Origin of the sequence: Rathayibacter caricis DSM 15933, from assembly GCF_003044275.1 — a bacterium.
In the GTDB taxonomy this organism is placed as follows: Bacteria; Actinomycetota; Actinomycetes; order Actinomycetales; family Microbacteriaceae; genus Rathayibacter; species Rathayibacter caricis.
The window spans coordinates 3,766,058-3,781,179 of sequence record NZ_PZPL01000001.1 but is presented as its reverse complement, the minus strand read 5'-3'; the positions used below and the strand labels follow the sequence as shown (position 1 = coordinate 3,781,179).

Below are 15,122 nucleotides of genomic sequence, written 5' to 3'. Positions count from 1 at the left end.
AACATGGCCCCTCGTGCATGCGCCCGCCGGTAGACTCCTTCGTCGGGTCGCGACGGCCCACCAGCCACCGACCCGGGAGCAGCACGTGAGCCTGATCGTCCAGAAGTTCGGCGGGTCCTCCGTCGCCGACGCGGAGAGCATCAAGCGCGTCGCGAAGCGGATCGTCGCCACGAAGCAGGCGGGCAACGACGTCGTCGTCGCGGTCTCGGCCATGGGCGACACCACTGACGATCTGCTCGAGCTCGCGCACCAGGTGACCCCCATCCCGGCCCCTCGCGAGCTCGACATGCTGCTGTCCTCCGGGGAGCGCATCTCGATGGCGCTGCTCGCCATGGCCATCAAGAGCATGGGCTACGAGGCCCGCTCCTTCACCGGCAGCCAGGCCGGCATGATCACCGACGCGCAGCACGGAGCGGCGCGCATCGTCGACATCACTCCCGTGCGCCTGCGCGAGGCGCTGGATGAGAACGCCGTCGTCATCGTCGCGGGGTTCCAGGGCTTCAACCGCGACACCAAGGACATCACCACCCTCGGCCGCGGCGGCTCCGACACCACCGCCGTCGCGCTGGCCGCGGGCCTCGGCGCAGACACCTGCGAGATCTACACCGACGTCGACGGCGTCTTCACCGCCGATCCCCGCGTCGTCAAGCGCGCCCGCAAGCTCGACCGCATCTCCAGCGAGGAGATGCTCGAGCTCGCCGCGGCAGGGGCCAAGGTCCTGCACATCCGCGCCGTCGAGTTCGCGCGCCGCCACGGAGTGACGCTGCACGTGCGCTCCTCCTTCAGCCCGAACGAGGGCACCATCGTCTACAACGCCGGAGCAGCCGGCACCGAGAAGGGACAGACCGTGGAAGAGCCGATCATCGCCGGCGTGGCCGCCGACCTGAACGAGGCCAAGATCACCGTGGTCGGCGTGCCCGACATCCCGGGGAAGGCCGCGCAGATCTTCACGATCGTCGCGAAGACCGGGTCGAACATCGACATGATCGTGCAGAACGTGTCGGCCGCCTCGACCGGTCTCACCGACATCTCCTTCACGCTGCCCAAGGCCGACGGCCAGACGGTCCTCATGGCGCTCAACGCCGAGAAGGACGATGTCGGCTTCCAGGCGCTGCAGTACGACGACCAGATCGCCAAGCTGGCCCTCGTCGGCGCCGGCATGCGCACCAACGCGGGCGTCTCGGCGAAGCTGTTCCGCTCGCTGTTCGAGGCCGGCATCAACATCGAGATGATCTCCACCAGCGAGATCCGCATCTCGGTGGTCACGCGCGCCGACACCGTGAACGAAGCGCTGCGCGTCGTCCACACCGCCTTCGGGCTCGACGCCGAGGACGACGCCGTCGTCTACGCCGGCACCGGTCGCTGACGGACATCCACCCTCGCGATCCCGCCGATCGCGCGGTGCCGGGCGCGGAGGCGACTCGCCGCCCGGTACCTTCTCACCGGTACCCGCTCCCCGCGGGACCCCTCCTCATCCCCACGCGAGTGGGAGCGGCGGCCGCGCCGCACGGACGAAAGAGCAGAGCATGAGCAGCACCCCCCTCCACGTGGGCGTCGTCGGCGCGACCGGCCAGGTCGGGAAGGTGATGCGCCGCCTCCTCGAGGAGCGCGACTTCCCGATCGCCTCGATCCGCTTCTTCGCCACCGCCCGCTCGGCCGGCACCCCTCTGCCGTTCCGCGGCGAGGACGTCGTCGTCGAGGACGTCGAGACCGCCGATCCGACGGGGCTGGACATCGCCCTCTTCTCGGCCGGAGCCACGGGCTCCCGCGCGCAGGCCCCGCGGTTCGCCGCCGCCGGCGCCCTCGTGATCGACAACTCCAGCGCGTGGCGCATGGACCCCGAGGTCCCGCTCGTCGTCAGCGAGGTCAACCCGCACGCGATCGACCAGGCCGTCAAGGGCATCATCGCGAACCCCAACTGCACCACGATGGCGGCGATGCCGATCCTGAAGGTGCTCGACGCCGAGGCAGGTCTCACCCGCCTCATCGTCAGCACGTACCAGGCGGTCTCGGGCAGCGGTCTCGCCGGAGCCAACGAGCTCGCCGGCCAGGCGAAGGCGGCCGTCGCCGACGAGCGCCTCCTGGACCTCGTGCACGACGGCTCCGCGGTCGCGTTCCCGGACCCCGCGGTCTACGTGGCTCCGATCGCCTTCGACGTCATCCCGTTCGCCGGCAACCTCGTCGAGGACGGCCTGAACGAGACCGACGAGGAGAAGAAACTCCGCAACGAGAGCCGCAAGATCCTCGAGCTGCCCGGCCTGCTGGTCTCGGGCACCTGCGTCCGCGTCCCCGTCTTCACCGGGCACTCGCTCTCCGTCAACGCCGAGTTCTCGCGGGAGCTCACGCCCGAGCGCGCCCGCGAGCTGCTCGCCGATGCGCCCGGAGTCGTCCTCCACGAGGTCCCGACCCCCCTCGTGGCCGCGGGCACCGACCCGAGCTACGTCGGCCGGATCCGCGCCGACGAGGGAGCGCCCGAGGGCCGCGGCCTCGCGTTCTTCATCAGCAACGACAACCTGCGCAAGGGTGCCGCGCTCAACGCGGTGCAGATCGCGGAGCTGATCGCGGCGCGTCCCGCCGCCTCCTGACGCCGGAGCGGCGCCGCGCGAGCCGAGCCGACCGCTCGACTCCGCGCGGCGCCGCCCGCCTCCGCGTCGAAAAGCCGCGAATTTGATGACGGTGCAGCCCCCCGTCCGGGCTGCCGACCCTTCCGCGACGGTAAACTCGGTTCTCGTGAACTCCTCGGAACCGGTCGACGTCGCCCTCATCGGAGGGGGCATCATGAGCGCCACGCTCGGAGCCCTCCTGACCACGCTCCAGCCCGACTGGACGATCGCGGCCTACGAGCGCCTCGGCGACGTCGCGCAGGAGTCCTCGAACCCGTGGAACAACGCGGGCACGGGCCACGCCGCCCTCTGCGAGCTGAACTACATGCCCGAGGCGGCCGACGGCTCCGTCGACCCCGCCAAGGCGATCCAGATCAACGAGCAGTTCCAGATCTCGCGCCAGTTCTGGGCGAGCCTGGTCGAGGCGGGTGCGATCCGCGAGCCCTCCAGCTTCATCAACGCCGCTCCGCACATGACCTTCGTGCACGGCGAGGCCAACGTCGAGTACCTGCGCAAGCGCTACGAGGCGCTGAAGGACCAGCCGCTCTTCGCCGGCATGGAGTTCACCGAGAGCGTGAAGACGATCCACGAGTGGGCCCCTCTGCTGATGGAGCAGCGCCCCGCCGGCGGTGGCCCGTACGCGGCGACGCGCATCCCCGCCGGAACGGACGTCGACTTCGGCGCTCTGACCCACCAGCTCTTCGACCACGTCGTCGGCAACGGCGGAACCCTCGACACGGGCCACGAGGTCACGAACATCACCCGCCGCAAGGACGGGCTCTGGCAGCTCGACCTCAAGCAGCTCGTCGGCAGCACGCCCAAGCGCGTGCTCGCCCGCTTCGTCTTCGTCGGCGCGGGAGGCGGCGCCCTGCACCTGCTGCAGAAGTCGGGCATCCCCGAGATCAAGGGCTTCGGCGGCTTCCCCATCTCGGGTCAGTTCCTCCGCACCGACAACCCCGAGATCGTGGCGCGCCACCAGGCGAAGGTCTACGGCAAGGCCGCGGTGGGCGCACCGCCCATGTCCGTCCCGCACCTCGACACGCGCGTCGTCGACGGCGAGGCGTCGCTCCTCTTCGGTCCCTACGCCGGATTCACGCCCAAGTTCCTCAAGCGCGGATCGTGGCTCGACCTGCCGCTCTCGATCCGCCCGCACAACATCGGGCCGATGCTCGCGGTCGCGCGCGACAACTTCGACCTGATGAAGTACCTCCTCGGCGAGGTCGTCGCCGGCCGCGGCAAGAAGATGAAGGCGCTGCGCGAGTTCCTGCCCACCGCCCGCTCCGAGGACTGGTACCTGATCACCGCCGGCCAGCGCGTCCAGGTGATGAAGAAGGACGAGAAGAAGGGCGGAGTGCTGCAGTTCGGCACCGAGGTCATCACCGGGGGAGAGGGCACCATCGCCGGCCTGCTCGGCGCCTCGCCCGGAGCCTCGACCGCCGTCCCGATCATGCTCGACGTGCTCAAGCGCTGCTTCCCTGACGAGCTGAAGGGCTGGGAGCCGCGCATCCGCTCGCTCATCCCGAGCTACGGCTCGACGCTGAACGACGCTCCCGAGGCGGCCGAGCGCACGGTCGCGGCGACCGCCGAGACGCTCGCACTCGGCGCCTCGGTCTGACCCGATCGAGCGCCGTTCGGCGCACGGCGTTCGAACGTATGTTCTAATTGCTCCATGAGGTGGAGCGGGCAGTCGATCGGCGCGGCCGACGACCGCGCGCTCCCGGGCCTCGTGCGGCTGACCGATCTGGTGCGGACGACCCGCACCCCCGAGTTCGACGGCATCACCTTCTACGAGGTGCTCGCGAAGTCGGCGCTCAACAGGGTGCACACCTCGTCGAAGATGCCGTTCGGCTGGACCATCAACCCGATGCGCGGGTGCACCCACGCCTGCACCTACTGCTTCGCCCGGCCGACCCACGAATACCTGGAGTTCGACGGCGGCCGCGATTTCGACTCCCAGATCGTCGTGAAGGTGAACGTCGCCGAGGTGCTCACGCGCGAGCTCGCCCGGCCGAGCTGGGAGCGGCACCCGGTGGCACTCGGCACGAACACCGATCCCTACCAGCGGGCGGAGGGGCGCTACCGCCTGATGCCCGGCATCATCGCCGCGCTCGCCGCCTCGGGGACCCCGCTCTCGATCCTCACCAAGGGAACGCTCCTCCGCCGGGATCTGCCGCTGCTGAAGGAGGCCGCGGAGCACGTCCCGGTCGACCTCGGCGTCTCCATCGCGGTCTACGACGAGGAGCTGCAGCGCTCCGTCGAGCCAGGCGCCCCCACCGCCGCGGCGCGACTGGCCACGGTCACCGCCGCCCGCGAGGCGGGCTTCGACTGCTCCGTCTTCCTCATGCCGATCCTGCCGTTCCTCACCGACACGAAGGCGCACCTGGACGCCTCGCTCCGCGCCTGCGCCGAGGCGGGCGCCACGTCGATCCTGTACTCGACGCTCTATCTCAAGCCCGGGGTGAAGGAGTGGTTCCTGCACTGGCTCGCGCAGGAGCATCCCGAGCTGCTCGACCGCTACCGCTCGCTCTACCCGGGTCGCTCGGCCTACGCGCCGGTCGAGTACCGCCGCTGGCTGACGGAGCGGATCCGCCCGTTGATGCGCGCCCACCGTCTGGAGCAGGGGCGGGAGGATCCCGCCACCGGGTCGGTGCTCTCCTCCGGGCTCGGCACGCTGCGGGTGCTCGGAGGGGATCGCCGCCCACTCCAGCACGGCGGTCTCCTGGCCGAGGAACTCGGTCCCGATCGTGCCGCGATGCTCCCCGGAGTCGGCCAGCCGACGCTCTTCTGACGTGCATCCGGCACAGGAGCCGCGCTCCGGTGCTCCGATAGGATCGGGCCATGGTCAGCCGCTCCGGTGAGCCCTCGTCCGGCTCCTCCGCTCGCAGCGGCGACGACGAGTCGCCCCGCCCCGTGCGCCTCGGCATCCTGGACGATCACGAGCTCGTCCTCGACAGCATGAGCAGCTGGATCGCGGCGCACGCGCCGGACTTCGAGGTCGTCGTCGGCGCAGGGACCTGGATGGAGCTGGTGACGAGCACCGTGTTCCCGACGCAGGTCGTGATCATGGACTTCGAGCTCCGCGAGCCGATCTCGATCGAGGCGCGCATCCGCACCTGCCGCGCCGCAGGAGCCGTCGTCATCGTCCTCTCGGAGCACGAGGACGACGAGATCCGCGAGCGCAGCCTGCGCGCCGGAGCCGCCCGGCACCTGACCAAGGCGCAGCCGATGCGCGAGGTGATGGAGAGCACGCGGTCCGCGATGGCCATGCGCTCCACCGCAGGATCGGCGACGCAGTGGCGGCCGCTGCCGATCGGCGTCGCCGCCCAGCAGCGTCCGCGGCTGAGCGCGGGCGAGCTCGAGGCCCTCCGGCTCTACGTCTCGGGATCGAGCACCCCCGAGGTCGCTGCCAAGATGAACGTGCAGTTCGAGACGGCGAAGACCTATCTGCGCCGGGTGCGCCAGAAGTACGCCAGGGTCGGCCGTCCCGCGAGCCGCCGTGCGGAGCTCATCCGCCGCGCCGCCGAGGACGGCTTCCTGGAGTGAGCGCCCTCTCGAGCGCCCGACCGCCGACGAGCCCCGAGGAGACCTGATGGCGAAGTTGTACTTCCGCTACGGAGCGATGAACAGCGGCAAGAGCACGTCGCTCCTGCAGGCCGCGTACAACTACGAGGAGCGCGGTCACCGGGTCCTGCTGGCCAAGCCGGCGGTCGACACCAAGGGCGAGGCGCTCATCGTGTCGCGGCTCGGCGTCACCCGTCCGGTGGACATCCTGTTCCGCCCGGACGAGGACCCGGTCGCGGTGTTCGGCGCCGCCCGAGCGCGCGTGCTGGCCGAGACCGCGCGCGATGTGAGCGCTCTACTGGTGGACGAGGCCCAGTTCCTGCCCGAGTCGCACGTCGATGACCTGCTGCGCATCGCCATCCTCGAGAACGTCCCGGTGCTGGCCTACGGCATCCGGACCGACTTCCGCACCGCCGCGTTCCCCGGGAGCAGGCGGCTCCTCGAGATCGCGCACAGCCTCGAAGAGCTCAAGACGATCTGCCGGTGCGGGCGCAAAGCGATCTTCAACGGGCGCGTCGTGGACGGCCGCTTCGTCTTCGACGGCGACCAGGTGGCGATCGACGGAGCCCTGGTGACGTACGAATCCCTCTGCGGAGCCTGCTATCTGCAGGAGAGCCGCGGGCGTCTGCGCGGGTAGTAGCCGAGAACGCCTCACGCCTGCGACACCCACGCGAAACGAACTAGTGGGTAGCCTTGCGGCGTGACATCACCGGAGACGGAAGAACGCGTGTCGAAGAACGAGGAGAGATCGGGGGGATCGATGACGGCGCAGGGCATCACGCCGAAGCGCGGGTCGTCCTGGGAGCAGGAGTACCGCGGCCGGCTCCTCGCCACCGACGTCCTCGCCATCCTCGTCTCCGTGTTCGGCACCCAGCTGTTCTGGTTCGACCTCGATCTCGGCTCCGGCGTGGTCGGCTTCCGCACGACCGACGCGTTCACCATCAACTACACGGTGGTCTCGGTCGTGCTCTCGATCGCCTGGCTCCTGGCCCTGCAGGTGTTCGACACCCGCGACCGCCGGATCATCGGAACGGGGTACGTCGAGTACCGCCGCATCGTCGACTCCACGATCTGGCTCTTCGGCATCGTCGCGATCGTCGCCTACCTCCTGCAGATCCAGCTCGCGCGCGGCTACATCATCACCGCCCTCCCCGCCGGCATCCTCCTCATCTGCGTGGGCCGTCTGGTCTGGCGCTCCTGGCTGACCCGCGAGCGCAAGCAGGGGCGCTCCGCGAACCAGGTGGTTCTGCTCGGTTCTCGGGCGAGCGTCCTCCACACCGCGCGCGAGCTGCGCCGCGGCACCGAGGCGGGCTACAAGCTGGTCGGCGCCGTCTCGACCTCCCCCGGGGGAGCGGATGCGCTCCACGGCGAGACGGAGCTCGACGGCCTGGCCGTGCACTCCTTCACCGGTATCGACGGAGTGCGAGCGGTCATGGACGCGACCGGCGCCGACACGGTCGTGGTGACCAGCTCCGACGAGCTGGCCCCGCAGCGGATCCGCGAGCTGAGCTGGACGCTCGAGCCCGGTCGCGAGCACCTCGTCGTGGCGCCGAGCCTGACCGACATCGGCGGCCCGCGCATCCACACGCGCCCGGTCGCGGGGCTGCCTCTCATCCACGTGGAGACCCCTCGCTTCGACGGGCGCCAGCGCTTCGCCAAGCGGCTCTTCGACATCGTCGCGTCGACCGCGCTGATCCTGCTCAGCGCTCCGGTCCTCATCGTCGTGGCGATCCTCGTGCGCACCACAAGCCCGGGGCCCGTGCTGTTCCGTCAGGAGCGCATCGGGCTGAACGGCGCGACGTTCGAGATGCTCAAGTTCCGCTCCATGGTCGTCGACGCCGAGGCCCGCCTGGCCGCTCTCGCCGCCCAGCAGCGCGCCGAGGGCAACAGCGTCCTCTTCAAGATGGCGAAGGACCCGCGCGTCACGAAGGTCGGGACGGTCCTCCGCCGGTTCAGCCTCGACGAGCTGCCGCAGTTCCTGAACGTCTTCCGCGGCGACATGTCGCTGATCGGCCCCCGCCCGCCGCTGGCCCGCGAGGTCGAGCAGTACGAGGCCCACGTGCACCGCCGCTTCCTGATGAAGCCGGGGATCACGGGCCTGTGGCAGGTGAGCGGCCGCTCGAACCTGTCGTGGGAGGACACCGTCCGCCTCGACCTCTACTACGTCGAGAACTGGTCGATGACGGGCGACCTGATCATCCTGTTCAAGACGGCCCGCGCCGTCCTCGCTCGCGACGGCGCGTATTGATCGGGTCCGAGGCGGAGGTCGCCCTCCGCGACATGACCGTCGCCGTCCTCGACGTGCCATTCCGGGTCGTCTTCGGCGGCGGGCTGTCGCCGGAGGACGTCGAGCGGATCGCCTCCAGCTGGGCGGCGTGCCACCGCCCGTCGACGGGGGAGGAGCGGATCGTCCTCGCGGACGTGCTCCCGTCGACCATCGAGGGCGAGGGCGTGCGCGTGCTCGCCGGAACGGTCGCCCAGCTCGAGGAGTCGCTGACCTCGACGCTCACCGTGGAGGCGATCGGCGTCCGTCGCGACGACCTCCTGATGCTCCACGCGTGCGGAGTCGCCGACGAGTCGGGCCGCGTCCTGGCCTTCGTCGCGGCCTCCGGAACCGGCAAGACGACGATGGCCCGGCTGCTCGGCACGCGATTCGGCTACGTGAGCGACGAGACGGTCGGCGTCGCCGAGGACGGACGCGTGCTCCCGTACCCCAAGCCGCTCTCGGTGAAGCCGCTGACGGGCACCGCACCCAAGGCGCAGCTCGCCCCGGAGGCACTCGGGCTCCGGCCCGCACCACGCGGGCCGCTCGTGCTCGCGGGCGTGGTCCTCCTCGATCGCCGCCCCGGAGTCGCTGAGCCGTTCCTCGAGGCGGTCGATCCGATCGAGGCGATCGACGACCTCGTGCCGCAGACCTCCTACCTCTCGGCGCGGCCGCGCCCGATCGTGCACCTCGTCGAGACCCTCCGCTCACTCGGCGGCGTGCGGCGCCTCGTCTACTCCGAGTCCGCCGACGCCCTCGGGCTCGTCGAGCAGCTGTTCACGACCCTCGGCGGACAGGCTCCTGCGATCTGGGACGAGATCGTCCCCCTCCCGCTCTCGGGCACCGCGTCGGACGACCTCGAGCTGTCGCTCGTCGACGATGCGCTGCGCGCTCCGGACGGCGAGGTCCTCGTCTTCTCCGGCGGCGTCCTGGTCCGCCTCTCGGGCATCGGTCCGGCCCTGTGGCAGCGGATCGGCGAGGGCGTCCCCGCCGACCGCCTGAGTGCCGCCGTCCTCGCCGACGTCGGCGGGGCACCCCACGGAGTGGACCCGCGGTCCGCCGTCGATGCCGCGGTCGACGAGCTCGTCGGGCTCGGAGTGATCACGAGGAGGCGTGCACAGCAGCCCACCCCGGACGGGGTGCACCCATGATGCGCCGCGAAACAGGCCGACAACACGCCTGTGCAACAATCTCAGGGCTCACCGTCTCCGACGGTCGTGCGCCGCTCCGAATCAGTGAAGGAACCTGCCACCTTGGAACTTAGGGACGTCCTCCGACTTCTCCGTGATCACTGGTTGCCGATCGTCGCAGCGATCCTCCTCGGGACCCTGGTCGCCTTCGGGTGGTCCCTGACGCAGAAGCCGCGCTACGTGGCCGACTCCAAGGGCCTCGTCACGGTGGCGGTGCCCGACAGCGGAGACGGCAGCCAGGACCTGTACGGCGAGCAGATCGCCGAGGCCCTCGCCAAGTCGCGACTCACCACCTACGTGCCGATCGCCTCCTCGCGCGACGTCGCCGAGATCGCCATCGCGAACCTCGGTCTCGACATCAGCCCCTCCGCTCTGATCGGCGCCATCACGGTCACCTCGGAGACCGCCGCGCCCGTCCTCAGCGTCACAGCAGAGGCCTCCACCGCCGACGGCGCGCAGAAGCTCGCGGACGCCTGGGTCTCGGCCGTCGCCACCCGGATCCAGCAGATCAACGCCGAGACGGGCTCGGGGGACTCGGTGAGCCTCAAGGTGATCCAGGACGCCGCGCTGCCGAGCTCGCCCGACTTCCCGAACCTCCGGCTCGTCCTGGCGGTCGGAGCGCTCGCCGGGCTCGTGCTCGGCCTCGTCTACGCGTTCGTCCGCAACACCCTCGACCGCCGCATCCGCACCGCCGAGATGGTCGAGCGCCTCTTCGACCTCCCCGTGGTCGGCACCCTGCCCGTCGACAAGCGCCTCAGCGAGACCAACCGGATCATCCCCGAGGCCGACACGACCGACTACGTGAAGGCCGACGGCAAGCACGCCCTCGCCGAGTCGCTGCGCGAGCTACGGACGAACCTGCAGTTCATGAACGTCGACAGCCCGCCGCGGATCATCGTCGTCACGAGCCCGCTGCCCTCCGACGGCAAGTCCACCGTGACCGCCAACCTCGCGGTCACGCTCGCCGCCTCCGGGCAGCGCACCGTCGTCGTCGACGGCGACCTCCGCAAGCCCACCGTCGCCAAGTCGTTCGGTCTCGTCCCGGGCGTCGGCCTCACCGATCTCCTCATCGGCAAGGCCGAGCTGCAGGACGTCCTCCAGCCGTGGGGCCCGTCCGGCAACCTCTGGATCCTCGGCGCCGGCTCGATCCCGCCGAACCCGAGCGAGCTCCTCGGCTCCAACGGGATGGACATCCTCCTGCACGAGATCGCCCGCGAGGCCATCGTGATCGTGGACGCGCCTCCGCTGCTGCCCGTCACGGACGGCGCGATCCTCACCGCCCGCACCGACGGCGCGCTCGTCGTGATCTCGGCCGGCAAGACGACCACCGACGAGCTGGGCAAGGCGATCCAGAACCTCGAGCGCGTGAGCGGCCACACCCTCGGCGTCATCCTCAACCGCGTTCCTCCGCGGGGCCAGGTCGGGCGGGGCTACGGCTACTACTACACGAGCTACTACGGCTCCGAGAAGACGGGTGCCCGCCCCGAGTCCGCGAGCGAGCCCACCCCGAGCGCCGTCTGATCCGCGCCGCATGACGTTCCCCGGAGACGACGGCTCCCGTCGGAGTCGTCGAGGCCGCCCCTCGGCGGAGGCGGCGTCCGCGTCGGGCTCTCCGGTGTTCACGATCCTGTCCGTCTGCACCGGCAACATCTGCCGGTCCCCGATGTCCGAGCAGCTGCTGCGGCACGAGCTGGGCGATGCGACCTCTCCTGCCGGGGGCCCGCTCTTCTCGTTCCGGAGCGCAGGGGTGCAGACGCGGGACGGCTACCCGATGGATCCGACCTCCGCCCGGCTGAGCATCGTGCACGGCGGCGATCCGACCGGTCACTCCAGTGCCCGGCTCTCGGAGCGTCTGGTGGCGGAGGCCGACGTGATGCTCACGATGACCCGCGACCACCTCGTCGATGCGGCACGGAGCTTCCCCTCGATCCTGCTCCGGGGCTTCACCCTGCTCGAGTTCGCGCGGGTGCTGCCCTTCGTCCTCGCCGAGGTCCCCCTCCCGGTCGTCGCGGATCCCGCAGCCCGGCTCCGCGGCGTCGTGCGCCTCGCCGCGGCGAACCGGGGGCGCGCCCCCGGCGGAGCGGCGGGAGACGACATCGACGATCCGATCGGTCGCAGCGAGGCGACGCACACCCGCGTCGCCGAGCAGATCGCCGCCGCCGTCGCCGACATCTCCCGCGATCTGAGAGCATTGGCGCGGTGAGAGAACGCTCCCGGAGCGGCTCGTCGCCGGATTCAGCTCCCCCCGCCGTCGCCGACGCGACACCCACCCGTCCACGATTCGGAGAAACCCTGTGAAGCTTTCTGTCATTGGTTGCGGCTACCTCGGTGCCGTCCACGCCGCCGCGATGGCCGAGCTCGGCCACGATGTGATCGGCATCGACGTGGACCAGGCCAAGATCGACGCCCTGGCTGCCGGCTCCGCCCCGTTCTTCGAGCCCGGCCTGCCCGAGCTCCTGTCCTCCGGAGTGGCGTCGGGTCGTCTCCGCTTCTCGACGAACACGGCCGACGCCGCCGGTGCGGCCGTGCACTTCGTCGCCGTCGGCACCCCGCAGAAGGCGGGTTCGAACGCCGCCGACATGCGCTTCGTCGACTCGGCGATCGAGGGCCTCCTGCCCCACCTCACCTCGGACTCCCTCGTCGTCGGCAAGTCGACGGTCCCGGTCGGCACGGCCGCCCGTCTCGCCGAGATGATCGCCCCGACCGGCGCGTCGCTCGTGTGGAACCCCGAGTTCCTCCGCGAGGGCTTCGCCGTCGAGGACACCATCAGCCCGGACCGCCTCGTCTACGGGGTGCCCTCGGGAGAGGCCGGAGCCGCCGCCAAGAGCGTGCTCGACGAGGTGTACGCGACCGCCCTGGCGGCCGACACCCCCCTCGTCGTCACCGACTACGCGACCGCCGAGCTCGTCAAGGTCTCGGCCAACGCGTTCCTCGCGACCAAGATCTCGTTCATCAACGCGATCGCCGAGATCGCCGAGGTGACCGGAGCGGACGTGACTCAGCTGGCCGACGCCATCGGCTACGACGCTCGCATCGGCCGTCGCTTCCTCAACGCCGGGATCGGCTTCGGAGGCGGCTGCCTGCCCAAGGACATCCGCGCCTTCTCCGCCCGCGCGGACGAGCTCGGCGTCGGCGAGTCCGTCGCGTTCCTCCGCGAGGTGGACTCGATCAACCTGCGCCGTCGTCAGCGCGTCGTCGACCTCGTCGTCGAGGGCCTCGGCGGCTCGGTCGAGGGGAAGAAGATCGCCGTTCTCGGTCTGGCCTTCAAGCCGGAGTCCGACGACACCCGCGACTCGCCGTCGCTCGACGTCGCCAGTCGCTTCCACGACCTCGGCGCGAACGTCGTCGCGACCGACCCCGAGGCGATCGAGAACGCCCGGCGCAAGTACCCCGACATCACCTACACGACCGACGTCGACGAGGCCCTGCGCGGCGCCGATGCCGTGGTCGTCGTCACCGAGTGGAAGCAGTTCCGCGCCATCGACCCCGCCGTCGCGGGCGAGCTGGTCTCGAACCGCTTCGTCGTCGACGGGCGCAACTGCCTGGTCCCCGCCGACTGGCGCGCCGCCGGCTGGGAGTACCGCGGCCTGGGCCGCTGACGCACCAGCACACCTCGATCGGCGCCGGAGGCGCGGAGCCCGGACGACGCCACGGCGTCGCACCGGCCTCCGCCCGCCGGCGCCGTCGTTCGTTCAGGAACGGACGACCGGCTTAGACGCGGCCGGGGAGCGGAGCGCGGACGAGCAGATCGTCCTCCCTCCGTGCGAGTCGCTCCCGGTGCTGCAGAACCGCGCGCACGACGGAACCGAGCACGGCGCCGATCGCCGCTCCGAGGCTGTTCATCACGACGTCGTCGGTGGTGGCGAAGCGGTCCGACAGGAACAGCAGCTGCCCCGTCTCGATGACGGCGCTCGTCGCCGCTCCGATCACGACGGCGAGCCAGGCCCAGCGGGGCCGCAGATGCAGGGCGACGAGGACGCCCAGGGGGACGAACAGCGCGACGTTGGCGGCGCGCTCGATCAGGTCGTAGTCGATCACTCCCAGGCCGTGACGAGCGGGTGCGGCCAGCAGACGATCGAGCACACCCCGTACTCCCGAGTCGACGGGGACGGGCCAGAACGCGACCAGTGCCAGCGCTGCCAGGTACGGGGCGCCGACGGCGAGGGTGAGGCGGGTGAGCGACCGGCTCATGGTGCTCCTCCTGCGGGGACGGTGGCATGCGGCGGCGGACGGGAATGACCCAGTCTGCTCGGCGTTCCTCCGAGAGGACCGCCCGTGCGCGGAACAGCGCCTGTGCGGCGCGCCCACGACCGCCGGAGGACCCGGGAACGACGAAGCCCGGCCCGGATCATCGATCCTGGCCGGGCTTCTCACCGGTCGGGGTAGCGGGATTCGAACCCACGACCTCCTCGTCCCGAACGAGGCGCGCTACCAAGCTGCGCCACACCCCGGTGGAGTGCTCGCACCGCTCTCGCGGGCGAACCTCGTCAATGATAGCCGATATTCACGAGCCGGAAGAACGGCCGCGATGCGCTCCGACTCAGCTCGCCGGCTCGAGGGTCACGAGCGTCACCTCGGGGCGGCAGGCGAAGCGCACCGGCGCGTAGATCGAGGTGCCGACGCCCGCCGAGACGTTGAGGTAGGAGCTGCGCAGCCCGTTGTCCCAGGTCGTGAATCCGGAGACCTTGTCGCGGGGGATGTCGCAGTTGGTGACGAGGGCGCCGAATCCCGGCACGCAGACCTGTCCGCCGTGCGTGTGCCCGGCGAGGATCAGCTCGGCGCCGCGCGCGACGAAGTCGTCGAGCACGCGCTGGTAGGGGGCGTGCGCCACTCCGATGCTCACGTCGGCCGGACCGTCGGCCGCGGCGCGCAGCTCGTCGACGGCGCCCGCCACCAGGTCGATGCGGTCGCGGGCGATGTGCGGGTCGTCGACGCCGAAGAACTCGATCCGGGTCCCGCCGACCTCGATCGAGGTGGCGGTGTTGTTCAGGTCGGTCCAGCCGAGGTCGTCGGTGAAGTAGCCCGTGAGCGCGGCGGTGTCGAGCCCGGCCTGGTCGGGGCGGGGGTTCTTCGACGGTCCGCGGAAGTAGCGCAGCGGGTTCTTGAGCCGGGGGCCGAAGTAGTCGTTCGAGCCGTGGACGAACACGCCGGGGACGCCCGCGAACGGCTCGAGTGCGCGGCGGATACCGAGCACGCCGTCGCGGTGGCCGAGGTTGTCGCCCGTGTCCACGATCAGATCGGGGGAGAGGGCGGCGAGCGAGCTCAGCCACTCCTGCTTCTTCGACTGCCAGGGGGCCATGTGCAGATCCGAGAGGTGCAGGATCCGCAGCGGCGCCGCTCCCTGCGGCAGCACGGGCACGCTGATCCGGCGGACGGTGAACAGGGTGCGCTCGATGCCGATGCCCCAGACGCCGGCGGCCGCGCCGGCGAGGGCGGCCGTCGCGAGAGCGGTGGTCAGGGGGCGTCGGCTGCGTCCGGTCATGTGTCCTTCTCCCGAGGGTGCGG

The 15,122-nt window shown here is 70.8% G+C and carries 13 protein-coding genes and 1 tRNA gene; 11 read left to right on the top strand and 3 right to left on the bottom strand.

What is annotated here, in order from left to right:
• Nucleotides 1–85: 85 nt before the first annotated feature.
• From C1I63_RS17645 to C1I63_RS17595, 11 genes are all read left to right on the top strand, one after another.
• Nucleotides 86–1,366 (top strand): aspartate kinase, encoded by a 1,281-nt coding sequence (locus C1I63_RS17645; RefSeq protein ID WP_056867815.1) that lies wholly within the window; start codon nucleotides 86–88, stop codon nucleotides 1,364–1,366.
• A 160-nt stretch (nucleotides 1,367–1,526) separates the two neighbouring features.
• A complete protein-coding gene (locus C1I63_RS17640) occupies nucleotides 1,527–2,585 on the top strand; it encodes an aspartate-semialdehyde dehydrogenase (RefSeq protein ID WP_107575613.1) in 1,059 nt (352 codons plus the stop codon).
• 85 nt (nucleotides 2,586–2,670) lie between these two features.
• Nucleotides 2,671–4,218: a malate:quinone oxidoreductase gene (locus tag C1I63_RS17635; RefSeq protein ID WP_082481308.1), complete on the top strand. Its 1,548-nt coding sequence runs from the start codon at nucleotides 2,671–2,673 to the stop codon at nucleotides 4,216–4,218.
• A gap of 54 nt (nucleotides 4,219–4,272) precedes the next feature.
• Complete coding sequence (locus C1I63_RS17630; RefSeq protein ID WP_055791240.1) at nucleotides 4,273–5,391, top strand: Rv2578c family radical SAM protein; 1,119 nt, start codon at nucleotides 4,273–4,275, stop codon at nucleotides 5,389–5,391.
• A gap of 50 nt (nucleotides 5,392–5,441) precedes the next feature.
• The gene (locus tag C1I63_RS17625; protein ID WP_107575612.1) at nucleotides 5,442–6,146 is read left to right on the top strand and encodes a DNA-binding response regulator; all 705 of its coding nucleotides are present in this window, start codon (nucleotides 5,442–5,444) and stop codon (nucleotides 6,144–6,146) included.
• 46 nt (nucleotides 6,147–6,192) lie between these two features.
• Nucleotides 6,193–6,801 (top strand): thymidine kinase, encoded by a 609-nt coding sequence (locus C1I63_RS17620; protein ID WP_055791242.1) that lies wholly within the window; start codon nucleotides 6,193–6,195, stop codon nucleotides 6,799–6,801.
• A 63-nt stretch (nucleotides 6,802–6,864) separates the two neighbouring features.
• A complete protein-coding gene (locus C1I63_RS17615) occupies nucleotides 6,865–8,412 on the top strand; it encodes a sugar transferase (protein WP_235577233.1) in 1,548 nt (515 codons plus the stop codon).
• Entirely contained in the window at nucleotides 8,409–9,578 is a 1,170-nt protein-coding gene (locus C1I63_RS17610) for a hypothetical protein (protein WP_107575611.1), read from the top strand. Before C1I63_RS17615 ends, C1I63_RS17610 begins: the two co-directional genes overlap by 4 nt.
• Before the next feature lie 30 nt (nucleotides 9,579–9,608).
• Complete coding sequence (locus C1I63_RS17605; protein WP_107575610.1) at nucleotides 9,609–11,138, top strand: tyrosine-protein kinase domain-containing protein; 1,530 nt, start codon at nucleotides 9,609–9,611, stop codon at nucleotides 11,136–11,138.
• 10 nt (nucleotides 11,139–11,148) lie between these two features.
• On the top strand, nucleotides 11,149–11,820 hold the full coding sequence (locus C1I63_RS17600) for an arsenate reductase/protein-tyrosine-phosphatase family protein (RefSeq protein ID WP_082481315.1): 672 nt from the start codon (nucleotides 11,149–11,151) through the stop codon (nucleotides 11,818–11,820).
• A 91-nt stretch (nucleotides 11,821–11,911) separates the two neighbouring features.
• A complete protein-coding gene (locus tag C1I63_RS17595; protein WP_107575609.1) occupies nucleotides 11,912–13,216 on the top strand; it encodes a UDP-glucose dehydrogenase family protein in 1,305 nt (434 codons plus the stop codon).
• 112 nt (nucleotides 13,217–13,328) lie between these two features.
• Here the strand turns inward: C1I63_RS17595 and C1I63_RS17590 are convergent, their stop codons facing one another.
• The 3 genes from C1I63_RS17590 to C1I63_RS17580 form a co-directional block, all read right to left on the bottom strand.
• The gene (locus C1I63_RS17590) at nucleotides 13,329–13,808 is read right to left on the bottom strand and encodes a VanZ family protein (RefSeq protein ID WP_107575608.1); all 480 of its coding nucleotides are present in this window, start codon (nucleotides 13,806–13,808) and stop codon (nucleotides 13,329–13,331) included.
• Nucleotides 13,809–13,994: 186 nt separating this feature from the next.
• Nucleotides 13,995–14,068: transfer RNA gene (locus C1I63_RS17585), tRNA-Pro, on the bottom strand.
• 89 nt (nucleotides 14,069–14,157) lie between these two features.
• A complete protein-coding gene (locus C1I63_RS17580; RefSeq protein ID WP_107575607.1) occupies nucleotides 14,158–15,099 on the bottom strand; it encodes a metallophosphoesterase in 942 nt (313 codons plus the stop codon).
• Nucleotides 15,100–15,122 lie beyond the last annotated feature (23 nt).